Annotated in this window: 20 protein-coding genes and 1 pseudogene; 15 read left to right on the top strand and 6 right to left on the bottom strand. The window is 58.6% G+C overall.

Annotated elements, in window-relative coordinates:
- Positions 1-162: 162 nt before the first annotated feature.
- The 3 genes from HVA01_RS01485 to HVA01_RS01475 are packed head-to-tail and all read left to right on the top strand — an operon-like array spanning position 163 to position 4,104.
- Positions 163-1,326 carry a fumarylacetoacetate hydrolase family protein gene (locus HVA01_RS01485; RefSeq protein ID WP_146872750.1) on the top strand — a complete coding sequence of 388 codons (1,164 nt, stop codon included), beginning with the start codon at positions 163-165 and terminating at the stop codon, positions 1,324-1,326.
- A 52-nt stretch (positions 1,327-1,378) separates the two neighbouring features.
- The gene (locus HVA01_RS01480) at positions 1,379-2,680 is read left to right on the top strand and encodes an L-fuconate dehydratase (RefSeq protein ID WP_146872748.1); all 1,302 of its coding nucleotides are present in this window, start codon (positions 1,379-1,381) and stop codon (positions 2,678-2,680) included.
- Positions 2,680-4,104: an FAD-binding oxidoreductase gene (locus HVA01_RS01475; protein ID WP_146872746.1), complete on the top strand. Its 1,425-nt coding sequence runs from the start codon at positions 2,680-2,682 to the stop codon at positions 4,102-4,104. The genes HVA01_RS01480 and HVA01_RS01475 overlap by 1 nt, the downstream gene beginning before the upstream one ends.
- Positions 4,105-4,115: 11 nt before the next feature.
- Here the strand turns inward: HVA01_RS01475 and hpaI are convergent.
- Positions 4,116-4,883: pseudogene (gene hpaI / locus HVA01_RS01470) on the bottom strand (4-hydroxy-2-oxoheptanedioate aldolase).
- A gap of 193 nt (positions 4,884-5,076) precedes the next feature.
- Here hpaI and HVA01_RS01465 point away from each other — a divergent pair.
- The 5 genes from HVA01_RS01465 to recQ all read left to right on the top strand — a co-directional run bounded on the left by HVA01_RS01465 (position 5,077) and on the right by recQ (position 11,211).
- Positions 5,077-6,207 carry an ABC transporter ATP-binding protein gene (locus HVA01_RS01465; protein ID WP_146872744.1) on the top strand — a complete coding sequence of 377 codons (1,131 nt, stop codon included), beginning with the start codon at positions 5,077-5,079 and terminating at the stop codon, positions 6,205-6,207.
- A 17-nt stretch (positions 6,208-6,224) separates the two neighbouring features.
- A complete protein-coding gene (locus HVA01_RS01460) occupies positions 6,225-7,505 on the top strand; it encodes an ABC transporter substrate-binding protein (RefSeq protein ID WP_146872743.1) in 1,281 nt (426 codons plus the stop codon).
- 70 nt (positions 7,506-7,575) lie between these two features.
- Positions 7,576-8,463: a carbohydrate ABC transporter permease gene (locus tag HVA01_RS01455; RefSeq protein ID WP_246129376.1), complete on the top strand. Its 888-nt coding sequence runs from the start codon at positions 7,576-7,578 to the stop codon at positions 8,461-8,463.
- Positions 8,460-9,308 (top strand): carbohydrate ABC transporter permease, encoded by an 849-nt coding sequence (locus HVA01_RS01450; protein WP_174787746.1) that lies wholly within the window; start codon positions 8,460-8,462, stop codon positions 9,306-9,308. Before HVA01_RS01455 ends, HVA01_RS01450 begins: the two co-directional genes overlap by 4 nt.
- A gap of 64 nt (positions 9,309-9,372) precedes the next feature.
- Positions 9,373-11,211, top strand: a complete 1,839-nt coding sequence (recQ, locus tag HVA01_RS01445) for a DNA helicase RecQ (RefSeq protein ID WP_146872742.1) — start codon at positions 9,373-9,375, stop codon at positions 11,209-11,211.
- A gap of 178 nt (positions 11,212-11,389) precedes the next feature.
- Here recQ and HVA01_RS01435 read toward each other — a convergent pair whose 3' ends face one another.
- Complete coding sequence (locus tag HVA01_RS01435) at positions 11,390-12,319, bottom strand: LysR family transcriptional regulator (protein WP_146872740.1); 930 nt, start codon at positions 12,317-12,319, stop codon at positions 11,390-11,392.
- A gap of 102 nt (positions 12,320-12,421) precedes the next feature.
- Here HVA01_RS01435 and HVA01_RS01430 point away from each other — a divergent pair, with 102 nt between their 5' ends.
- Entirely contained in the window at positions 12,422-12,850 is a 429-nt protein-coding gene (locus HVA01_RS01430) for a DMT family transporter (RefSeq protein ID WP_146872738.1), read from the top strand.
- A 27-nt stretch (positions 12,851-12,877) separates the two neighbouring features.
- Positions 12,878-13,354 carry a DMT family transporter gene (locus HVA01_RS01425; RefSeq protein WP_146872737.1) on the top strand — a complete coding sequence of 159 codons (477 nt, stop codon included), beginning with the start codon at positions 12,878-12,880 and terminating at the stop codon, positions 13,352-13,354.
- A 17-nt stretch (positions 13,355-13,371) separates the two neighbouring features.
- Here HVA01_RS01425 and HVA01_RS01420 read toward each other — a convergent pair whose 3' ends face one another.
- From HVA01_RS01420 to HVA01_RS01405, 4 genes are all read right to left on the bottom strand, one after another.
- A complete protein-coding gene (locus HVA01_RS01420; RefSeq protein WP_146872736.1) occupies positions 13,372-13,638 on the bottom strand; it encodes a DksA/TraR family C4-type zinc finger protein in 267 nt (88 codons plus the stop codon).
- A gap of 98 nt (positions 13,639-13,736) precedes the next feature.
- Entirely contained in the window at positions 13,737-14,315 is a 579-nt protein-coding gene (locus HVA01_RS01415; RefSeq protein WP_146872734.1) for a YgjV family protein, read from the bottom strand.
- A gap of 13 nt (positions 14,316-14,328) precedes the next feature.
- Positions 14,329-15,513 carry an MFS transporter gene (locus HVA01_RS01410; RefSeq protein ID WP_146872733.1) on the bottom strand — a complete coding sequence of 395 codons (1,185 nt, stop codon included), beginning with the start codon at positions 15,511-15,513 and terminating at the stop codon, positions 14,329-14,331.
- Between the two features lie 178 nt (positions 15,514-15,691).
- Complete coding sequence (locus tag HVA01_RS01405; RefSeq protein WP_146872731.1) at positions 15,692-16,375, bottom strand: GntR family transcriptional regulator; 684 nt, start codon at positions 16,373-16,375, stop codon at positions 15,692-15,694.
- A gap of 153 nt (positions 16,376-16,528) precedes the next feature.
- Here HVA01_RS01405 and dctP point away from each other — a divergent pair, with 153 nt between their 5' ends.
- From dctP to HVA01_RS01380, 5 genes are all read left to right on the top strand, one after another.
- Positions 16,529-17,524, top strand: a complete 996-nt coding sequence (gene dctP, locus HVA01_RS01400; protein WP_146872729.1) for a TRAP transporter substrate-binding protein DctP — start codon at positions 16,529-16,531, stop codon at positions 17,522-17,524.
- A 106-nt stretch (positions 17,525-17,630) separates the two neighbouring features.
- Positions 17,631-18,299 (top strand): TRAP transporter small permease, encoded by a 669-nt coding sequence (locus HVA01_RS01395; RefSeq protein ID WP_307725354.1) that lies wholly within the window; start codon positions 17,631-17,633, stop codon positions 18,297-18,299.
- Positions 18,199-19,485, top strand: coding sequence for a TRAP transporter large permease (locus tag HVA01_RS01390; RefSeq protein WP_307725355.1), 1,287 nt, complete (start codon positions 18,199-18,201; stop codon positions 19,483-19,485). Before HVA01_RS01395 ends, HVA01_RS01390 begins: the two co-directional genes overlap by 101 nt.
- A gap of 13 nt (positions 19,486-19,498) precedes the next feature.
- Positions 19,499-20,854 carry a malonyl-CoA decarboxylase gene (locus tag HVA01_RS01385; RefSeq protein WP_146872726.1) on the top strand — a complete coding sequence of 452 codons (1,356 nt, stop codon included), beginning with the start codon at positions 19,499-19,501 and terminating at the stop codon, positions 20,852-20,854.
- Complete coding sequence (locus tag HVA01_RS01380; protein ID WP_146872725.1) at positions 20,851-22,374, top strand: malonate--CoA ligase; 1,524 nt, start codon at positions 20,851-20,853, stop codon at positions 22,372-22,374. Before HVA01_RS01385 ends, HVA01_RS01380 begins: the two co-directional genes overlap by 4 nt.
- The last annotated feature ends 27 nt before the right edge of the window (positions 22,375-22,401 follow it).

Genomic DNA, 22,401 nt, shown 5'->3' with positions numbered 1-22,401 from the left:
AGATAGATTTGCCTATCGACCCGCAATACAACGGTACGCTAGAGTGAGCAATGAACTGGCATACCTGTCATACAACACGACATCCGTAACATGATAGGCGATAGCGCACCAACCGCCAGCCATTGACCCTATTCTTATTGCGCATCGCTACAGGAGGCGCCCATGCAACCACTCTCACTGCCTGATGTTCTACCCGCTGACGTCGAAAACGCTTTGCTCGTTGGCCGCGTCTGGTTAGACGGCCAGCACCCCGGCCCTGTACTGGCCACAGTGCAAAACGGCCAGGTTATCGATATCACTGAATTTGGCCCGACCATGGCCGATCTGCTCGAACGCGATGACCTTCTAGACGTGGTAAAGCGCGCCGAAGGTGTGTCTCTGGGTCGTTTGGAGACGCTGCTGGCAAACTCGCAAATGTCCCCACCGCAAGCGCCCTACTTACTTGCCCCCTGCGATGTTCAGGCCGTTAAAGCCTGCGGCGTCACCTTTGCCGTTAGCCTGTTGGAGCGCGTCATTGAGGAGCAGGCAGGCGGCGATTCGGCCAGGGCGGCCGAGCTGCGTGATAACTTGCAGGCGCTGATCGGCAAAGATCTTTCTAAGATCAAGCCGGGCTCTGAGGAGGCGATGTCGCTTAAAAAAGCCCTCCAATCTCGCGGCGGCTGGTCACAATACATGGAGGTCGGTATCGGCCCGGACGCAGAGGTGTTTACCAAGGCCCAGCCGCTGTCATCGGTAGGCTTTGGCACCCCGGTAGGTTTACACCCGTCTTCAAAGTGGAATAACCCCGAGCCGGAAATCGTCCTGGCGGTGGACAGCCGCGGCCAGGTGCGCGGCGCCACGCTGGGTAACGACGTTAACCTGCGCGACGTTGAGGGGCGCAGCGCCCTGCTGTTAGGCAAGGCGAAAGACAACAATGCCTCTTGCTCAATAGGTCCCTTTATTCGCCTCTTTGATGACCACTTTGATATCGATAGCGTGCGTAACTGCCAGGTATCGCTGCGTATTGAAGGCGAGGACGACGACTTCCTGCTTCAGGGCGAAAGCGATATGCGCGAGATCAGCCGCGATCCGCTGGACTTGGTCAGCCAAACCATCGGCGACCACCATCAATACCCGGATGGCTTTATGCTGTTTCTCGGCACCATGTTCTCACCGATTCAGGATCGCGATGGCGAGGGCCAGGGCTTCACCCACCATCTCGGTGATCGCGTCACCATCGCCACCCCGGCGCTCGGCGCCTTAGTCAATTCGGTAGGCAGAAGTGATCAGCTGCCGCCCTGGACGTATGGCATTCGCGAACTGATGCGCCACTTAGCGCGCCGGTAATACTGTTCCTGTCAATCAATACGCCGCCCACTTCAACGCCTAGGAGAAAACAATGACAACCATAACCCGCGTCGAGATCCAGGATATCCGCTTTCCTACGTCTCGTTCCCTGGATGGCTCGGATGCCATGAACGCCGCGCCGGACTACTCCGCCGCTTACGTCATCCTGCACACCGATGACGGCAGCCCCGAGGGGCACGGCTTAACCTTTACCATTGGCCGCGGCAACGAGATTGTCGTCACCGCTTTGCACTCCCTTGCGCCGCTGATTGAGGGGCGCTCGCTTGCCTCAATGACCGACAATATGGGCAACTTCTGGCGCGAAATCACCGGCGACAGCCAGCTACGCTGGATCGGTCCCGATAAAGGCGCCATTCACCTCGCCACCGCCGCCATCGTCAACGCCGTGTGGGATATGTGGGCAAAAAACGAAGGCAAGCCGGTGTGGAAACTGCTGGTCGATATGACGCCGGAGCAGCTGGTGCGCTGCCTGGATTTCCGCTTTGTGACCGATGCGCTAACACCGGAAGAGGCCATCTGCCTGCTGCGCCGCCAGTCCGCTGGCAAAGCGGCCCGTGAAGCCGAAATGCGCAGCGACGGCTACCCCGGCTACACCACCTCCGCGGGCTGGCTGGGCTACAGCGACGAAAAAGTGCGTGGGCTTGCTCGGGAGGCGCTGGCTGAAGGCTGGACCCATTTCAAACAGAAGATTGGCGGCGATATCGACGAGGATGCCCGCCGTGCGGCGCTGCTACGCGAGGAAATCGGCTGGGACAATGTGTTAATGATGGACGCCAACCAGGTGTGGGAAGTCGACGAGACGGTCACCAAAATGCGCCGTTTAGCCGAGTTTGACCCGCTGTGGATCGAAGAGCCCACCAGCCCTGACGATATTCTCGGTCACGCCGAGATCCGCCACCGCGTTGCGCCTATCGGCGTCGCCACCGGCGAACACTGCCACAACAAAGTGATGTTCAAGCAGTTCTTCCAGGCGGACGCCATCGACTACTGTCAGCTCGATGCGGCGCGTCTGGGCGGGCTCAACGAAGTCATCCTGGTCGTGCTAATGGCCGCCAAGTTTGGCGTACCGATCTGCCCCCACGGCGGCGGCGTTGGGCTATGCGAATACACCCAACACATTTCATTATTCGACTATATTGCGGTATCCGGCAGCCTTGAAGATCGTGTACTTGAGTACGTGGATCACCTCCACGAGCACTTTATCGACCCGGTGGTCATCAACCGTGGCCGCTACCAAGTACCTGAGGCACCGGGTTACAGCATTGCCATGCACGCTGAATCCCAGGCGCAGCACCGTTTTCCAGAAGGTGCAGCCTGGCAGGAAGATGCCTAATGACAGACATCACTCCCTTTATCAATGAGCTAACCGCCCTGCTTGGCGAGCGGGGTTTAATCCGCGAGCCAGACGCCATGGCGCGCTACGTCAGCGACTGGGCGGGCGATACGTTGGGCATGCCGCTGGCCGTGGCACGCCCGGGGAACACGGCCGAAGTCGCCGAGGTCGTAAAGTGCTGCTATGCGCAAGGCGTCGCGATGACGCCCCAGGGTGGCCACAGCGGCCTGGTGGCAGGCGCCTTGCCCGCCGCCAACGGCCAGGAACTGGTGATCAGCCTGGAACGTTTGAATAATGTGCGCGCCATTGATCCGGTCAATTTCACCATCACGGTGGACGCAGGCTGCATCCTTGAAAACGTCAAGCTTGCCGCCTTTGATCATGACTGCGACTTCCCGCTTTCGTTAGGCGCCCAGGGCAGCTGCCAGATCGGCGGCAATATTGCTACTAATGCAGGCGGGCTTAACGTGCTGCGCTACGGCATGATGCGCGAACTGGTGCTGGGGCTTGAAGTGGTTCTCCCCGATGGGCGTGTTTGGGAGAGCCTTAACGCCCTGCATAAGGACAACCGCGGTTATGATCTTCAGCAGCTGTTTCTAGGCAGCGAAGGCACCCTGGGCATCGTCACCGGCGCAGTGCTCAAACTCTCGCCGCGCCCGAACCAGAACCGTACCGCGCTGCTTGGCATGCCTTCCGTTCAAGCGGTGACTGACCTGTACGGTTTGGCGCGCCGCGACTGCTGCGATTTGCTGACCGCCTTCGAACTGATCCCCCGCCGCTGCATTGAGCTGGCTATCGAAGCGACGCCTGAGCTGCGCGATCCACTGGATAGCGTCTACCCCTGGTATGTGTTGATGGAAGTGGCCGCCACGGGCCCGGTGGATCTGGGTTCGATGCTGGAGCAACTGCTGGAAACCGGCATGGAGCGCGAGCTAGTGCTGGATGGCGCGCTGGCGTCCAGCGATACCCAAGCTGCCCAGCTGTGGCAATTCCGTGAGAGCATGCTGGAAGGCCAGCGGCGGCGCGGCGAACATCTGCGCACCGACATTTCGGTGCCAATCTCGGCGATTCCAGACTTTGTTCGCCAAGCGAGTGAGGTGGTGATGGCCGCCTCCCCCGAATGCGAGATTATTGCCTACGGGCATGTCGGCGACGGCAATCTTCACTTCAATATCCTGCCGCCCATGGCAATGGCGAACAGCGATAAAAAAGCTCACCTCCACGACCTGGAGGAGCAGCTATTTGACGTGCTCGACGCCTTCCACGGCAGCATCAGCGCCGAACACGGCATTGGTCGTACCAAGCAAGCGCCTTACCTGTCGCGGCTATCGCCTATCGAACGGGAACTGGTCAGCGGTGTTAAAGCACTGTTTGACCCCAAGGGGCTGATGAACCCAGGAAGGATCCTGCCTGCTGAGAAGTAGACGCTCAGCCATTAGGACCTGAAACGCTCAGCCAGCTCACGTAGAGCGTTTGCATACAGCAGCGTATCAATACCAACGCCAACAAAGGTGCAGCCTGCGGCTAAATAGTCGCGGGCCGCCTGTTCGTCTACTGTGACGATACCTGCAGCCTTGCCCGCAGAGCGGATTGTGGTGATGGCGTCACTAATCGCCGACGTCACATCAGAGTGGCTGGCGTTGCCTAGATGGCCCATCGACGCCGACAAATCCGCTGGGCCGATAAATACACCGTCCACCCCGTCAACTGCCGCGATTGCCCCTAGGTTGGCAAGCGCCTGGGGGCTTTCCACCTGCAGCATCAGGCAAATCTCGTCATCGGCGCGGGAGAGATAATCGTCTAGCTGCCCCCAGCGCGAGGCCCGCGCCAACACATGCCCCACCCCGCGAGTGCCGCGGGGCGGGTAGCGCGTGGCCGCCACCAGCTCGGCGGCTTGTTCGGCCGTTTCGACCATGGGGATCAGCAGGTTCTGAACGCCAATATCCAAGTAGCGTTTGATCAGCACCGCATCACCCGTGGGTGGCCGCACCACTGGGTGGCTGCCATAGGGTGCCAGCGCCTGCAGCTAGGCAAGTAGGCTCGACACGTCATTGGGGGCGTGCTCGGCATCCAGCAATAACCAGTCAAAGCCCGCCGTGGCAGCGATCTCCGCCGAGTAGGCGCTCGCCAGCCCAAGCCAAATCCCCGTTTGGGGCTGGCCCGCCAGCAGTTGCTGCTTAAAGGCGTTATGCGGCATCTTCATATCGACTCCTTGGGCATTAATAGCTCGGTATGCCTTTTATATTGAACAACCAAAACGCGGCGAGCTCAGCTGAATAAGCACTGGATCGTTTAATCTTCGCCTGACACGAAATTGATACATAAGCGTCACACAACAGCAACACTTTCATCACAAGCTTGACCAATACCACCCAACAGCCGGTGATGAGTGTGCCATGTCAGATCAATCGCGTATCCGCCTGGAAAGCGTCACCAAACGTTGGGGCGAGACGGCCGCAGTCGACGGTATCTCCTTCGATGTCACGCCCGGGCAATTTGTCATTCTGCTCGGCCCCTCGGGCTGCGGTAAATCGACCACGCTGCGCATGATCGCAGGCCTGGAAGAGGCCAGCGACGGACGTATTCACATCGGCGACCGCGACGTCACGCGCCTCCCGCCGGGGGATCGCGGGCTGAGCATGGTGTTTCAGTCCTACGCGCTATTTCCACACTTGAGTGTGGCCAACAACATCGTGTTTGGCCTGCGCAGCCGCAAGGTGCCCAAAGCCGAGCAGCGCGAGCGGCTGGCCAAGGTCGCCGAGCTGGTGGACCTCACCGACTACCTGAACCGTAAACCGGCCCAGCTTTCCGGCGGTCAGCGCCAGCGCGTGGCACTGGCGCGCTCAGTGATCTCCGAACACCCGATCTGCCTGATGGACGAGCCGCTTTCCAACCTGGACGCGCGGCTGCGCAGCGATATGCGCCGGGAAATCAAAGCTCTACAGAGCCGCCTGAGCATGACCGTGATCTACGTCACCCATGATCAGGTCGAGGCGATGAGCATGGGTGATCGTGTGATTCTGATGCAGCACGGCCAGATCGTTCAGGATGGCTCGCCCGATGAGCTTTATAACCGCCCGGCCAGCGCCTTTGCCGCCAGCTTTATCGGCAGCCCCGCCATGAACCTGCTGCCGCTGGTGGCAGGCGAACAAGGAGCGACGGTTGAAGGCGAAACCAGCGTTTCAGTGGCACCTCTGGAAGCCGCTGGCGGGCAGCTGGGTATCCGCCCTGAAGATATTGAGCTACACCCCGCTTCAGCCGCTGGCGTACCTGCCACTGTGCTAAGCGATGAGTACCTGGGGGCGGATACGATTGCCCATGTCACTGTAGGTGGCCATACCGTAAGGGTTCGTATGAGCGGTAAGCATGCGCTTGCCGGCCAGCCCTGCTGCCTTAGCTGGGCACGCGAAAATGCCCATCTCTTTGATGCTAGTAGCTTACGGCGGGACGATTTAACGCCCAACACGTTACCCAGCGCCCCTCACGCTGTTCCTCGTCCACCGGCGGTGGGCTCTTTCCAATACTGACACTTGCGGAGTCTCCTATGCGTTTGCTTACCCCTTTTGCAATGACAGCCCTGGCAGCGGGCTTATTAAGCGCCGCCCAGGTAAACGCTGATAGCATCGATCTCACTATGTACTACCCGGTCGCCGTCGGCGGAGCACTCACCGAGGTGGTTGACGATCTGGTTGACGAGTTTGAGAGTGAACATCCCGATATCAATGTGGAAGCCATCTACGCTGGCAACTACGACGACACCCGCGTGCGGGCAATGTCGGCGATGGAAGCTGGCGACACGCCCCAGCTGTCGGTGATGTTCTCCATCGACCTGTACGAATTAATTGAACAGGATGCTATCGTCGCCTTTGACGATCTGGTCGACACCGACGAAGAGCGCAAATGGCTCGACAGCTTCTACCCCGCCCTGATGGAAAACGGTCAGCTGGATGGCAAGACCTACGGCATCCCCTTCCAGCGCTCCACCATTGTGCTTTACTGGAACAAGGACGCCTTTGAAGCCGCCGGACTCGACCCTGAGACGCCTCCCGAAAACTGGGAGCAGATGGCCGAGATGGCCGCCACCGTGCGCGAAGCCTCCAACGGTGAGCAGTGGGGCGTGATGGTGCCCTCTACCGGCTATCCCTACTGGATGTTCCAGGCCTTCGCCTTTCAGAACGGTCACCGTCTAATGAGCGAAGACGGCACCGAGGTCTATTTTGACGACCCCGCCGCCGTTGAAGCTCTGGAATACTGGGTATCGCTGGCCGCTGAGCACGATGCCATGCCCGACGGCACCATTGAGTGGGGCACGCTGCGCCAGAACTTCCTTGAAGAATCCACCGCGATGATGTGGCACACCACGGGTAACCTAACCGCCGTGCGCAGCGACGCCGATTTTGATTTTGGCGTTGCCATGCTGCCGATGAAAACCCAGCGCGGCAGCCCCACCGGCGGCGGCAACTTCTACATTTTTGAAGACGCCACTGAAGAAGAGCAGCGCGCGGCGATGACCTTTATTCGCTGGATGACCGCGCCCGAGCGGGCCGCTGCCTGGTCGATCGAAACCGGCTATATGGGCGTTAGCCCCGCCGCCTATGAAACCGACGCATTGCAACGCTATGTGGAAGAATTCCCGCCCGCCGCGGTCGCCCGCGACCAGTTGGAGCACGCCACGGCAGAACTTTCCACCTACCAGGGTGGACGCATTCGCCGCGCCTTGGATAACGCCGTGCAAGCCGCGTTGACGGGGCAAATGACGCCGCAAGAAGCGCTTAGCCAAGCACAGCAAGAGGCCGATAGCGTGCTGCGTCGCTACGCTCGCTAAACAAGTCGCCATGCCGCGCGAGGAAACTGCTTCGTGCGGCTCTTTTTTAAAGCAGTGATCACGAGTTCCTATGGCCGAAATGACCTCGCACCGTCGCATGCAATTGTATGGCGCGCTGCTGTTACTGCCAGCCGCTGTGCTCTTGGCAACGTTCGCCTATCTACCGACCATCACCACGGTTTTCAACAGCCTGTTCTTGCCCGGCTTTCGCGGCGCGCCAACCGAGTTTGTGGGCATCGAGAACTATCAGGTGCTGTTCGATGACCCCACGTTTTGGCAGGTAGCCCGCAACAACTTGCTCTACGCACTGGGCACCATTCCCACGTCTATCGCGCTGGCCTTGGGCATGGCGCTGTTCGTCAACGGCAAGTTGCCCGGTCGCGGCTTTGTGCGTATGGCGTACTTCACGCCGACGATTTTACCCATGATCGCCGCCGCCAATATCTGGATGTTTTTCTACGCGCCGCAAATTGGCCTGTTCAATAGCCTGCTTGGCACGCTGGGAATCCCTGGCGTTAACTGGCTGGGCGATCCAAGCGTCGCACTCGGCTCGGTAATCGTCATGTCGGTGTGGAAAGAAGCCGGCTTTTTTATGATTTTCTACCTGGCAGCACTACAAGGGCTTCCCCCGGAACTAAAAGAAGCGTCTGACCTAGAAGGCACCAGCCGCTGGAGCTTCTTTTGGCGGGTTACCTTCCCGCTACTGATGCCTACCACGTTGTTTGTGTTGATCAATGCGCTGATTAATTCGATGCGGGTAGTGGACCACCTGTTTATCTTGACCAAGGGCGGTCCCAACAACGCCACTAACTTGCTGCTTTATTACGTCTACGAGAATGCCTTCTCGTTCTTTGACCGCACCACGGCGGCGACCATTACGGTGGTGATTCTGTTCGTGCTCGCGGTAGTGGCGACGCTGAAGTTCACGATTCTCGACCGTAGGACGCACTACCAATGAACTTAACCTCGTCACCTTCAAAAATGGTCGCGTCCCATTCTTTCTCAATACCCTCGCTGGAAACAGTGGCCGCATGGCTGCTGGCGATTATTTGGATTTTTCCGCTGCTGTATGCCTTTTGGGCCGCCTTCCACCCCAGCGAGTTTATGGTGAACTTTGAGCTCTTCGCCCCGCTGACGCTGGAGAACTTCACCGATGCCTGGTCACAGGCGCCCTTTGCCCGCTACTACCTGAACACCTTTGCGCTGGTAACGGGCGTTGTGATCGGCCAGTTTATCGTCTGCACCCTGGCGGCCTTTGCCTTTGCCCGCTTTCCGATTCCCGGCAAAAACGTGCTGTTTATGCTGGTGCTGATTCAGCTGTTTGTGTTCCCCGAAGTGCTGATTGTGGAGAACTACCGCATTGCCAGCGAGCTCGGGTTGATCAACACCATCACCGGTATTGGCCTGCCTTATGTCGCCAGCGCCCTGGGTATTTTTCTGCTGCGCCAAACGTTTAAAACTATCCCCCGTGAGCTTGAAGACGCCGCCCGCATCGAAGGCTGCAACTGGCTGGAAATTTTGTGGAAGGTTTACGTCCCGCTGGCTAAGCCCACTTATCTGGCGTATGGCCTGGTCTCGATCAGCCACCACTGGAATAACTTTATCTGGCCACTAGTGGTCACCAACTCGGTAGAGAGCCGCCCGCTAACGGTGGGATTGGGCGTTTTCTCTGCGCCAGAAACGGGGGTTAACTGGGCCACCGTGAGTGCCGCGACACTGCTAAGTATCGCGCCACTGCTCATCGCTTTTTTGCTTTTCCAGCGCCAGTTCGTGCAGTCATTTTTAAGGGCCGGGATTCGCTAGGCTGACGCCCCTCACATTTTTCGTGCACAATTCTCTCTTAAGTACGAGACACGGGAGAGCATTGATGCACGGCGACACCCACCCAACAGCCCTGAAGGTGCTGCAGGCGGTATTTGGCTACGACAGTTTTCGCGGCCCGCAGCAGGCCATTATCGAGCATGTGATGGCCGGTGGTGATGCGCTGGTGCTGATGCCCACCGGCGGCGGCAAGTCGCTGTGCTATCAGATTCCGGCGCTGCTGCGCGAAGGCACCGCGATTGTGGTATCGCCGCTAATCGCGCTGATGCAGGATCAGGTAGCGGCACTTAAGCAGAACGGGATCAAGGCGGCCTACCTCAACTCCAGCCTTGATTATCACGAAGCGGTTGAGGTAGAGAACCAACTGCGCGCGGGCGATCTGGATCTTTTGTATGTTGCCCCCGAACGGCTGGCCACGGCGCGTATGCAGATGCTGCTGGAACAGACCCGGATTGCCCTGTTCGCCATTGATGAAGCCCACTGCGTTTCCCAGTGGGGTCACGACTTTCGACCCGAGTATCGCCAGCTCTCCCAGCTGCACCAGCGCTTTCCCCAGGTGCCGCGCATCGCGCTTACCGCCACCGCCGATGTGCCCACCCGGGGCGATATCATGGAGCATTTGCAGCTCCAAGAGGCGGCACTTTACAACAGCGGCTTTGACCGGCCCAACATCCGTTACCATATCGCCGAGAATCAGGGCAACGCCAAAGAACAGCTGCTGCGTTTTATCCGCGAGCATCACGACGGCGAGGCGGGCATCGTCTACTGCCTTTCCCGGCGCAAGGTGGAGGAGACCGCCATCTGGCTCGAACGCCAGGGGCTGACCGCACTGCCCTACCACGCCGGGCTTCCTGCCGAGCAGCGCCAGCAGCACCAGACCCGCTTTCTGCGCGAAGATGGCGTGGTCGTGGTCGCCACCATCGCGTTCGGCATGGGCATCGACAAACCGGACGTGCGCTTTGTCGCTCACCTCAATTTGCCTAAAAGCATCGAAGCCTACTACCAGGAGACCGGCCGCGCCGGGCGTGACGGTCTGCCCGCCAACGCCTGGATGGCCTACGGACTCCAGGACGTAATCACGCTGCGCCAAATGCAGCAGGACTCCAGCGCCGCCGACCAGCAAAAGCGTATCGAGCAGCAGAAGCTCGACGCCATGCTGGGGCTGTGTGAAATCATCAGCTGCCGCCGCCAGGCGCTGCTCCACTACTTTGGCGACCACCTGGATGCGCCCTGTGGCAACTGCGATAACTGCCTAACCCCGCCCGAGACCTGGGAGGCCACCGTAGCGGCGCAGAAGGCGCTGTCGTGCGTCTACCGTACTGAGCAGCGCTTCGGCGTGACCTATTTGGTGGATGTACTGCTGGGCAAAAGCAACGAACGAATCACCCGTTTTGGCCACGACCGCATAAGCACCTTCGGTATTGGTAAAGAGCTCACCGCTAACGATTGGAAAGCGCTGTTTCGCCAGCTGATTGCCAGCGGCTATTTAAGTGTCGACATGGAGGGCCACGGAGGGATAAAGCTCACTGCCAACGCAAAGCCAGTGTTGCGCGGCGAACATCCCCTCACTCTGCGTAAACCAAGCCACAAACCCAGTAAGGCCAAAGCCGCCCGACGGGGAAGCAAAGGAGCCTCTGCCACGCACAGCCACGGCCCGCTGTGGGAAGCGCTGCGCCAGCACCGCCGTGAACTGGCCGAGGCACAGGGCGTGCCTGCCTATGTGATCTTCCACGACGCCACCCTAGCCGAACTGGTCGAGCAGAACCCCCAGAGCCTGGAGGCATTGGGCGCCATCTCCGGCATCGGTGCGCGCAAACTGGCAGATTACGGCGAGGGCTTTCTCGACGTTATTCTGACGCATCAGGCAACCGAGCAAACCAACTAGGGGTGAAACCACCGCAAGGCTGCATGAAAAAGCGGGAACCATTCACCTCGTCCGCGATGAACGAGTGCGCCGCTGTGCCACGCCCGCCGGTGCTTTCCGCAACGCGGTAAGGACGATATATCGGGTATGACGGGGATGGTCAGCGTATCCGCCATGCTTATGAATTAACGGTATTACGCTAACGATCCCAATACGGCGGGTCGCCAATCTGTGCGGTCAAATACGTTAAAAATGTGGCCACTTTTTGTGAACGCAGGCGGTTTTCAGGGTAAATGGCGTGGATACCCTCGCGGCTCGCTTCCCCCATGGGGTGGTAGTCCTCAAGTATCGGCACCAAGGCTCCGTCGCGCAGCGCGTCGAACAGCAGCCAAGTGGGAAAGAGCACTATCCCCTGCCCCTGCAAGGCAGCTTCTACCAGGCTTTCTGCGTTGTTGCTATTTAAGTTGCCTGTTACCGGGTAACGCTGCGCTTGGGTGTTTTCCTGGGTGTAGAAATACCATGGCTGCTCGCCTCGGGTGCCTTTGTAGATCAGGCAATTATGCTCACTCAATGCCTCTGGATGACGTGGCTGGCCGTGCCGGGCAAGATAAGCCGGTGCGGCGCAGGCCACAAAGCGCTGCATGGCTAATTGACGGGCGACTAGGCTCGAATCATCAAGGGCGCCGACCCGAATTACCACATCCGCCCCCTCGTGCACCGGATCGATAAACGCATCGCTCAGCGTGAGCTCTACCTCGACAGCTGGGTTTTCGTCCTGAAAGCGGGCTAATAAAGGCGCGATGTGGCGCCGCCCAAACGCCACCGGCGCGTTAATGCGCAATACGCCCTGTGGGTGCTTTGCCCCGCCAATGACCTGCTCGGTAGCTAAGTCCAAACTCTCTAATACCTGGCGAATATCCTGATAGTAGCGCTCACCGGCATCGGTCAGCCGTACCGCTCGTGTATGGCGGTAGAGCAACCGCTGGCCGAGCGAACGTTCCAGCCCCGCAATGTGCCTTGAAACGGAAGACGCCGGTAAATCAAAGTGGCGCGCTGCCTCGGCGAAGCTTCCGCTTGAGGCGACACGCACGAACAGGCGAAGCGCCATCAAACGAATCGAGTTGTCCAAAATGCAATAGTCCTTTGTCTTTTTAACGCATTGTAGCAACAACACGAACTCACTACAGTGCTGGCTCCTATTTGTCTTTTTTTCTTCTCTGCGGAGTCACGTATGAAACACGCACTTATCCTGCTCGGCGTGCTTGTTGCCGGCATGGGATTATCGGTTGAAGCGGGCTTGCTGGGGCCACTCGGCGAGCAGGTGGGGCATTTATCCGCCACCCTGTCGATTTTTTTGGTGGGGGCGCTGCTACTCTCCCTGGCGTTAGTGTTTTCGCCCAGCCCCAAGCTCGCCACCCTGTTTCGTCAGCCACGGTGGCTGCTGATCGGCGGCATTCTAGGCCCGATTTACGTCATTGTTCTGACGCTTGCCGCGCCACTGGTGGGTATCGGCATGACCATGGTGGGCATTTTATGCGGCCAGGTCGGTGCCAGTCTGGTCATCGACCACTTCGGCTGGCTAGGCAGCGAACGACGTAAAGTCGATGGCTACCGAGTGGGCGCCTTGGTGATGATTCTTGCCGCCCTGTGGCTAATGTAACGATTAAGGTTATCAAGGAGCTCAAACATGCTACTTCCATTTATCTTTGTACTTTTACTGGTCGGCGGCGCGGTGCTGGCGGCTCAATCTTCTATCAACGGGCGTTTGGGGGCTAAAACCGGCGTCATCGAAAGCGCTTGGCTCACCTTTGTGATGGGGGCAGTGCTGATCTTCTTGCTGGTGTTCTTTTTTGAACCCACGCATCAGGCAACGCTGTTCAGCGTCCCCAAGTGGCAATTGACCGGTGCGCTATTTGGCGTGGTGTATATGCTGACGATTGTCTTTGCGGTACCGCGGGTAGGCACCGCTGCGGCGACCGTTGCGGTCATTTCAGGCCAGCTACTCATGAGCCTTTTAATTGACCACTTTGGTTGGCTAGCCAACGCCGTACGCCCGCTGGATGGCTCACGCTATCTCGCCATGGCGCTGTTAATAGGCGCTATTGGTTTGATCTACTTAAGCCATCAACAGCGTCAGCGGCGTCTGATAAATCAACCAAGCTAGCGCCAGGGTCGCCAGCCTTAACGCAGCTGGCTATCTTTACTACCGCGACGGTTATAGCCACTAAAGCTCGACTGCTTTTTGTCTAACTCAGTCTGACAAACCACACACAGGCGAACACCTGGAATCGCTTTACGACGCGCTTCAGGAATGGGGTCGCCACACTCCTCGCACGCTTCAAGACTTTCGCCACGGGGCAACTGGCTACGGGCACGCTGCACGGCGTCTTCCAGCGTGCTCTCCATTTGCTCTTGTTCGGCGCCGTCTTTTGCCCATCCACCGGCCATGGCGGTTCTCCTTGGTTGGGTTGATCACCTCTTTCAGTATAGCAGCCACTTCGCTTGCCATAGACCGGAGGACAAACCTCTGTCGCAAAACCCAGTCGTCAGTGGGCATCCTCGTGTTTCGCAGAGCGTTCAAGCACGTCAGGCGCTTGATACGCCTCGGGATATTTACGCTTTGCCCGTAGCAAACGGATGATGGTGATAATGTTGGTGATCACAATCAACCCCTCTGCCAGCGTCCCGCCTATGGTGCCGATCAATAAATTGTTGAGCATCCACGCAAGCGCAGCCAGCCCCAGAAAGACCCGCATACTGATGCCACGTAACAAAAACATGCCCACGGTACCCAACACCATGGCAGTCAAGGGCAGTACATCGACCCAACTCTGCCAGGTAAGCGCCGCCGCGATACCGCTCGCCACTAGCACGCCTGCCATCACCCGCTGGCTGCCCAAGTAGCGGCGGGCCAACACGATACGCACAATCACCAGTACGGTTAGCGCGGCGGCGGTCCAGCTCTCAAAAAAGACAAACTGCAGCGCGAAGGCGACATTGGCGGAGATCAGTATCACGAGCAGGCGATCGTCGTGCTTGCTTGAAAACGCCACGAGACAAAGCACCAGCGCGACCAAGCCAAACAACTGGCCTGCCAGGGCACTATGGCTGAACGACTCAAGCATAACGGCTAGGCTCCTAGGGGCGAGGTTGAGCCCCCAGGCTATCATCTTGCTGTTTGTGCCGCTGCCAGGCGATAGCAAGGATCGGCACCAGCGCGATAGGAACCAATACCAGGTTAAGGGTCGCCCAGCCCAATCCGCTGACCAAGGGCCCGGCGATCAACGCAGTCGTGGCGGCGGTACCAAACACTAAAAACTCGTTGGCGGCCTGGGTGCGCGCTTTATCCACCGGGCGGTAGCTCTCGGTGAGCAGCCCGGTAGCAGGCAGAAAGGTAAAGTTCCAGCCTAAGCCGAGTAAAATCAGCGCGACGTTGAAACCTGCCAAACCGACACCCCACTGGGCGACCAGGCCGCTTGCCACCAGCAGCAGGCAGCCTGCCACAATGATCTGCTTGGCGCCGAAGCGGGTAGCCAAATGGCCCGTAAAGAAAGACGGTAAGAACATCGCTACTACGTGCCACTGAATGGTCATTGAAACGTGATTAAAGTGGTGCCCTGCCCCTGCCATGGCCAGCGGCGTGGCGGTCATGGCCAGGTTCATTACGCCGTAACCAACCATCGCCGCACTCACTGCCACAATAAATCCAGGCTGGCGGAGTATCTTACCCAACGGCAGTGCAGTGCCCTCGCCGTGGGTGCGCGAGGCAGGTGGCAGCCGCGTCAGCATCAGCACCACCAACGCCAGTGCGTACAGCGCGGCCAAGCCAACAAAGCTACCTAGAAACGGCACTTCGCCCAGCTCACGGCTTACTCTAGCCAGCCACGGCCCGGCAAAGGCAGCCAGCACGCCACCGCCCATCACCAATCCAATTGCCCGATCGCGCAGCGCCGCGGGAGCGGCCTCCACTGCAGCAAAGCGGTACAACTGGCCAAAGCCAATGCCGATACCGATTAACCAGGTTGCCAGCAGAAACAACCCAAAGCGCTCGCTCATCAGCGCCTGCAAGGCGACCAGCGCGCCCACCAAGCCAATGATATTGCCTAGTATAAACCCGCGTTTACGGCCCAGCCTGGCCATGATTAACGAGGCAGGAATGGTCGCGCACATCAGCCCCAACCATTGGGTGGCCACCGGCGCGGTTGACCAGGTAGCGCTAGGCGCCAATGAAGCGCCGATCAGCGGTGAGACGGCAATCAACAACACATTGCCGGTGATCAGCAGCGCTTGGCAAAGCGATAGTAGCGTGACGGTTAAAGGCATGAGAGATGCTCCATTGAGGAATCGGCGCTGGAAGAAGCAAAGCGTTGGCAGTCGGGGGGAGGCAAGTAGGGCAACATGGCGCGTCACTGCCTCTCTCCGCTAGTGGCATAGTGAGAGTGTCGGCGCTACGCCCCATGTCGGCAAGGACCATTACCCCACCGATAAAGACATTGACACCTCAGCCCGTTTGCGAGGCAGGGGCTTCCATCCTTCTTACGCTGGAAACAAAGTCGCTGAACCGCTCGCCCTGGATAAGCACATGGTCGCGAAGCGCCTGCTGTGCACCCGGCGCATCGCCGCGGTTAATGGCGTCAAAGATCGTCTGGTGCTCGCTGAGCGAGCTGTGCATACGCTGGCGGACCTGCAGTTGAAGCCGCCGGTAGGGCTTCAAGCGCTGTTTGAGCTGGCGCGCCTCGCTGGCCAGAAAGGTATTGTGACTCGCCGTATAAATACAGTCGTGAAACCCTTCGTTCTCGTAATAATACTCGTCGGTATCGCCTGCCTGGGCCGCCGCCTCGCAACGCTGATGCGCATCGCGCAGCATGGCCAACTCCTGTTCGGTAATCCGTCGGGCCGCGAGTCGCCCACACATGCCCTCCAGTTCAGCCATGACTTCGAACATTTCAATCAGTTGGTCGATCCCTACCTTGGCAACGAAGGTACCCTTTTTAGGCGATACCGTGACTAGGCCGCTGGCTACCAGCTGCTGGATCGCCTCGCGCACCGGCGTGCGCGACACGCTGTACTGCTGCCCTAACGTTTCAGGGTCGAGCCGCTCGCCGGGCGAACGGCGCCCGTTAATGATGTCGTCTTCCAATGAATCCTTGAGCCGCTGGGCATTGGAGCGTTTCGAGCCTGGCATACGTCACCTCCTTTTGGGCAGCGCAATATCTTACACAAAGAATATGTCATAAAGTTGACATTAGCATACGCAACGCCTATTGATGTATATATCAGCACGACTGATAAATACATAACACCATCCAAACACAACAACAATCGTTGGAGACGCCACATGCAACGTAACCACCTAGTCACTGCCGCCGCTTTAGGACTGGCTATCGCCGCTTCGCACGCCTCGGCAAATACCGTACTGCGCGCTTCCCACCAGTTTCCTGGCAGCCAGGGCGACGTGCGCGATGAAATGGTCCAGATGATGGCCAAAGAAGTGGCCAGCGCTGATGTTGGCCTGGAAATCGAAGTCTACCCCGGCCAATCGCTGTTCAAGGCGCGGGAACAATGGGGCGCGCTGGCGCGGGGACGCCTGGATATCACCTCGCTGCCGCTCGACTACGCCAGCGGCCGCCACCCGGAGTTTTCCGCCACCTTGATGCCTGGGCTGGTGCGCAATCACGAGCATGCTCAGCGCCTCAATGACTCTGAATACATGGACATGATCAAAGACGTCATCCAGGAAGGCGGCGCGCGCGTGCTGGCCGATGCCTGGCTGTCGGGCGGTTTTGCGTCCAGCGAGCAGTGTATTACCTCACCAGACACCGTTGACGGTCAGGTATTTCGTGCCGCGGGCCCAGCATTCGAAGAAATGCTTGAGGCCGCCGGGGCGTCTATCGCTTCCATGCCGTCATCGGACATCTACACCGCCATGCAAACCGGCGTACTCGACGCTGCCAATACCTCGTCGATGTCATTCGTTTCCTACCGCCTTTACGAACAGGTCGACTGCCTGACCGAGCCCGGCGACTTTGCGCTGTGGTTCATGTATGAACCGATCCTGATCTCGGAACAGGTCTGGCAGGGTCTCAACGAAGAGCAGCAAACAGCCCTCATGGAGGCGGGCGAAAAAGCTGAGGCGTTCTTTGCGGAAGAAGCGGCCGCCATTGACCAGCAGATGGTCGATGTCTATGAGGAAAACGGTGTCGAGGTCGTCAAAATGACCGAAGAGGACTACAACGCCTGGCTCGAGATCGCCCGCGAAACCTCCTATAAAAACTTCGCCGAGAATGTCCCTAACGGCCAAGCCATCATTGATGCGGCGCTCGCCGTCGAGTAAGTCACTGCCTCGATAATCATGTCGGCTGTCCTCCTGGCAGCCGACATGATTCGCTGCTTACCCGATCTGATGAATCCGCTTGATGAACCTAGCTGATGAGGGACTTATGTCGACAACAACACACACCTCGGCAATACGCAGCGGCCTGATGGGTGGTTACATCCGGGCAATGGATCGACTATCACGCTTTTCGGCCTACATCGCCTGTGTCATGTTCATTGCCGGGGTGCTGGTCATCTGTCAGATGGTATTCACTCGCTATGTGCTCGGCTGGAGCACCAGTTGGCAAACCGAGTTCACGGTTTTCTCCGTCACCGGCGCCATGTTGATGGGCAGCCCTTACGTACTGATGACCGGCGGCCATGTGGCGATCACTATTCTGCCCGACGCTATCGGTGGTCTTGGCCGCAAGGTGATGCTGACCATTGCCTCGCTGTTTGGCTTCGCCTTTTGCGCTGCACTTGCCTATGCAGCTGGGTCTATGTGTTTGAAGCCCTTCATGGTGAGTGGACAACCGGCTCAGTCTGGAACCCGCCGCTTTGGCCCGCGCTGCTGCCCATGGCAGTCGGCACGACCTTGCTGGCTTTCCAGTACGTCGCCGACATGCTGCGCGGGGAGGGCTGACCATGGATCCGATTACACTGGGCATTATCGTCGCTGTTGGCCTGGTCGTCATGATGGCCATCGGCACGCCTATTGCGTTCGCGCTAGGCGGTGTCTCACTGCTCGCGCTACTGTACGACCGTGGGTTAACGGAGCTGACCTACTTTGGTGAAACGTTTTTTGACCGGATTGCCGACTTTGGCTTTGTTGCCATCCCCATGTTCATTCTAATGGGCGCCGCGGTTGCCTCCTCGCCTACCGGGCGTGACCTGTATCGTTCGCTGGACTTATGGATGGGCAGGTTACCGGCAGGCCTTGCGGTGTCCAACATTGGCGCCTGCTCGATTTTCGCCGCGCTGTCAGGTTCTTCCCCGGCAACCTGTGCGGCGATCGGCAAAATGGGCATTCCCGAAATGCGCACGCGTGGCTATCCGGATGGTGTGGCCGCTGGCTGTATTGCAGCGGGCGGCACACTGGGCATATTGATTCCGCCTTCCGTGACGATGATCATTTACGGCATTTCGACCGAAACCTCCATCGGCCGTCTGTTCATTGCCGGTGTGGTGCCCGGCTTTATGCTGGCGGGGCTATTCATGGTATGGACGATCATCGCCTGCAAACTGGCAGGTGGCTACGCCAATCCCCTGGCGGTCTCCGCGGAAAAGCTCAAGAACACGGTCCAGCAGAATGTCGACAGCAACCTGAAAGCCGTAGTGCGCGTCCTGCCCTTCCTCGGGGTGGTGGCGGGCATTCTGTTCGCGCTATACGGCGGCGTCGCCACACCATCAGAAGCGGCGGGCGTCGGGGCATTTTTATGCCTGATGCTGGCTATCCTGATTTACCGCATGTGGCAGATTGGGCCAATCAAATTGATCATGCGTGACTCGCTACGCGAGAGCGTGATGATCATGCTGGTTATCGCCTGCGCCGAGGTTTTCGCCTACGCGCTATCGTCGATGTTCATTACCCAGACCGTCGCCGCGGCAATCGCCGACATGGACGTTAATCGCTGGGTGTTAATGGGGGTTATTAACGTCTTTCTGCTGGTCGCCGGTTTCTTCCTGCCGCCGGTGGCTGTGATTGTGATGACCGCGCCGATTTTGCTGCCGATCATCCTGGCGGCAAACTTTGACCCTTACTGGTTTGCGGTGATTCTCACCATCAACCTGGAAATCGGCCTTATCACCCCACCGGTCGGTCTCAACCTGTTCATTATCAAAGGCATTGCGCCGGATATTTCGTTGCGAGACATCTTGCTGGGCAGCCTACCGTATGCGCTGTGCATGGTGCTGGCCATCCTGTTGCTGTGCCTGTTTCCCGGTATTGCCCTGTGGCTGCCCAACCTAATCATGGGCTAAAAGGAGGATAATCATGAACATGACCTTTCTTCAGGAGCTATTCAACAACATTACCCAGCGCGACGCCCTGCTGCGGCGACGTCAGTCTGTGGCGTCAGCGGTGGACCATACTCACCTGGTCAAGGCCTGCCAGGCGCTACTCGAAAGCGACGGCGAAGCGTCAAGCATTGCCCTGGCTAGCCGCGCTCTGGCGATTTACCAGCGCCTCTCGCAGAGTGAGAAACTGCGTTTTTTCAAACGTCTCGCCGAGGACTTCGCCGCTGAGCCCGAGCACATTGACAGCGCTTACGCGGCCTACCGCGACGCGCGGGATAACCGTACGCTGCAACAGCTTTTTGAAGCCTGCGAGCCACTTCGCCAGGAACTGTTCCGGCGCTTGAACTTTGCCAGCGACGGCACCTATGAACTGGTCAACATGCGCCAGGACCTGCTCAGCCTGCTGCGCGATCAGCCCGACCTTGCGCCTATCGATGACGACTTTGCGCATCTTTTCGGCTCTTGGTTCAACCGCGGTTTTCTGATGCTCAAGCGCATCGACTGGAACACGCCCGCGTCGATTCTGGAGAAGATCATCCGTTACGAAGCGGTGCATGAAATTCAGGATTGGGACGACCTACGTCGACGTTTGGACGCCCGCGACCGGCGCTGCTTCGCCTTCTTCCACCCCGCCATCGGCGATGAACCGCTGATCTTTGTGGAAGTCGCGCTGCATAAGGGCCTGCCGAGCCGTATCCAGCCGATTCTCTCGGGCGAGGAAGGCGGCATTGACGACCCCGAAGACGCCGATAGCGCTGCCTTCTTCGGCATCAGCAACTGCCAAACCGGCTTGCGAGGTATTTCGTTTGGCAATTTCCTGATCAAGCAGGTGGTACAGGAGCTGTCCCAGGAACTTCCCCAATTGAAGTACTTCGTGACGCTTTCGCCAGTCCCCGGGTTTGCCCAATGGCTCAGCGAACAGCGCCAGAATGACCATTGGCCAGCCAGCGTCCGCGACACTCTGGCAGAGCTGGACACGCCGGATTGGCACCAGGATAAACAGCGTCAGGAACGGCTCAAGGCAACGCTGCAACCGCTCGCCGCCCGCTATCTGATCGACGAAAAAAACCGTCGCGGTTTACCGCTCAACCCCGTTGCCCGCTTTCACCTGGGCAATGGCGCCAAACTTCAGCGTATCAACTGGCTCGGCGATACGTCTGGCAAGGGCATAAAACAGGCGGCGGGGCTGATGGTCAACTACCTGTACGTGCTGGATGACATTGAACGTAACCACGAAAACTATACCGCCAATGGCACCATTGCCTGCTCGAGCGATGTGCGCGATCTCGCCAAGCGGGCGCGCAAGCTGGCCAAGGGAGAACCTGCCAAATGAACCACAATCTGTTTGCCACCTTTGCCACGCAAATGCACAAGCGCGGGAACGCCGACTTTATCACCACCCGCGAAGGTCGCCGCTACTCCTACACGGATGCGCTGACCCAAAGCGCCAGGCTTGCTGGCGCGCTGACCGCTCTCGGCGTGCGTCAGGGCGACCGCGTGGCGGTCCAGGTGGATAAAAGCCCCGAAGCCATTCTGCTCTACCTTGCCTGCTTGCGCATGGGCGGGGTCTATTTACCCCTCAACACCGGCTATACCGGCGATGAAATTCGCTATTTTCTGAGCGATGCCGAACCGGCGCTGTTTGTCTGCCGCCCTGCCGTGGCCGACGAGGCCCGCCGAATCGCCGCCGATACCGGCTGCCCCGCCGTTGTCACCTTGGGCAGCGCAGCCGACGGCAGCCTGATGGACGAGGCTGAAAGCGCCGACCCTCATGATGATATCGCCGAACTGAATGATCGTAACCTGGCGGCGATTTTATATACCTCAGGCACCACCGGTCGCTCCAAGGGAGCCATGCTAACCCACCAGAATCTGGCCTCAAACGCCGAAACCCTGGTCGATGCCTGGCACTTCAGTGCAGATGATAGACTGATCCATGCGCTACCCATTTTCCACACTCACGGGCTGTTTGTAGCGTGCAACGTCACGCTGATGGCCGGTGCCAGCATGCTGTTTTTGCCCAAGTTTGATGTCGATGTAATATTTGACGAACTGCCCCACGGCAACGTGATGATGGGCGTACCCACCTTCTATACGCGTTTGGTTCAAGACGAGCGCCTGACGCCAGAAGCCACCGCCAACATGCGCCTCTTTATATCGGGCTCCGCCCCGCTGACCGCCGAAACCCACGAGGCTTTTGAGGCCAAAACCGGGCATGCCATTCTAGAACGCTATGGCATGACAGAAACCAACATGAACCTCTCCAACCCTTATGAAGGCGCACGTCGAGCAGGCACGGTGGGCATGCCACTGCCCGGCGTGGAGATGCGCATCACCGACAGGGAAACCGGCGATGAAGTCGCCCCTGGCGAGATTGGCATGCTGCAGATTCGTGGCCCCAATGTGTTTATCGGCTACTGGCGCATGCCGGAAAAAACCCGCGAAGAGTTACTGGACGACGGCTTTTTCATTACCGGCGATCTCGCCCTGGTCGATGAGCAGGGCTATGTGCATATCGTTGGGCGGGATAAAGACCTGGTCATCTCGGGCGGCTATAACGTCTATCCCAAGGAGATAGAGCAGGTGATTGACGAGTTGGAAGGTGTGTCAGAATCCGCCGTTATTGGCCTGCCCCACCCGGATTTCGGCGAGGGTGTGGCCGCTGCGGTGGTACCTCAGCCAGGAGCCAATCTCGACGAGGCCACAATTCTTGACCACCTGCAGGGGAAGCTTGCCAAGTACAAGCAGCCCAAGCGTGTGTTCTTTATTGATGAGCTACCGCGCAATACCATGGGAAAGGTGCAGAAAAACGAACTGCGTAAGCGGTTTAACGACACCTTTAGCAGCGCTTAGCGTTTCCCTCTTTGTTGGCAACGTTAT

The organism is Halovibrio variabilis, from assembly GCF_007991175.1.
GTDB classification, from domain to species: domain Bacteria; phylum Pseudomonadota; class Gammaproteobacteria; order Pseudomonadales; family Halomonadaceae; genus Vreelandella; species Vreelandella variabilis.
Note: the sequence above shows the minus strand (reverse complement) of the source record. Positions and strands in the feature narration are given on the sequence as shown.

Coding starts and splice junctions, on each gene's coding strand:
- HVA01_RS01485 (WP_146872750.1), top strand. CDS start 163: ATGCAACCACTCTCACTGCCTGATGTTCTACCCGCTGACGTCGAAAAC.
- HVA01_RS01480 (WP_146872748.1), top strand. CDS start 1,379: ATGACAACCATAACCCGCGTCGAGATCCAGGATATCCGCTTTCCTACG.
- HVA01_RS01475 (WP_146872746.1), top strand. CDS start 2,680: ATGACAGACATCACTCCCTTTATCAATGAGCTAACCGCCCTGCTTGGC.
- HVA01_RS01465 (WP_146872744.1), top strand. CDS start 5,077: ATGTCAGATCAATCGCGTATCCGCCTGGAAAGCGTCACCAAACGTTGG.
- HVA01_RS01460 (WP_146872743.1), top strand. CDS start 6,225: ATGCGTTTGCTTACCCCTTTTGCAATGACAGCCCTGGCAGCGGGCTTA.
- HVA01_RS01455 (WP_246129376.1), top strand. CDS start 7,576: ATGGCCGAAATGACCTCGCACCGTCGCATGCAATTGTATGGCGCGCTG.
- HVA01_RS01450 (WP_174787746.1), top strand. CDS start 8,460: ATGAACTTAACCTCGTCACCTTCAAAAATGGTCGCGTCCCATTCTTTC.
- recQ (WP_146872742.1), top strand. CDS start 9,373: ATGCACGGCGACACCCACCCAACAGCCCTGAAGGTGCTGCAGGCGGTA.
- HVA01_RS01430 (WP_146872738.1), top strand. CDS start 12,422: ATGAAACACGCACTTATCCTGCTCGGCGTGCTTGTTGCCGGCATGGGA.
- HVA01_RS01425 (WP_146872737.1), top strand. CDS start 12,878: ATGCTACTTCCATTTATCTTTGTACTTTTACTGGTCGGCGGCGCGGTG.
- HVA01_RS01420 (WP_146872736.1), bottom strand. CDS start 13,638: ATGGCCGGTGGATGGGCAAAAGACGGCGCCGAACAAGAGCAAATGGAG.
- HVA01_RS01415 (WP_146872734.1), bottom strand. CDS start 14,315: ATGCTTGAGTCGTTCAGCCATAGTGCCCTGGCAGGCCAGTTGTTTGGC.
- HVA01_RS01410 (WP_146872733.1), bottom strand. CDS start 15,513: ATGCCTTTAACCGTCACGCTACTATCGCTTTGCCAAGCGCTGCTGATC.
- HVA01_RS01405 (WP_146872731.1), bottom strand. CDS start 16,375: ATGCCAGGCTCGAAACGCTCCAATGCCCAGCGGCTCAAGGATTCATTG.
- dctP (WP_146872729.1), top strand. CDS start 16,529: ATGCAACGTAACCACCTAGTCACTGCCGCCGCTTTAGGACTGGCTATC.
- HVA01_RS01395 (WP_307725354.1), top strand. CDS start 17,631: ATGTCGACAACAACACACACCTCGGCAATACGCAGCGGCCTGATGGGT.
- HVA01_RS01390 (WP_307725355.1), top strand. CDS start 18,199: ATGATGGCCATCGGCACGCCTATTGCGTTCGCGCTAGGCGGTGTCTCA.
- HVA01_RS01385 (WP_146872726.1), top strand. CDS start 19,499: ATGAACATGACCTTTCTTCAGGAGCTATTCAACAACATTACCCAGCGC.
- HVA01_RS01380 (WP_146872725.1), top strand. CDS start 20,851: ATGAACCACAATCTGTTTGCCACCTTTGCCACGCAAATGCACAAGCGC.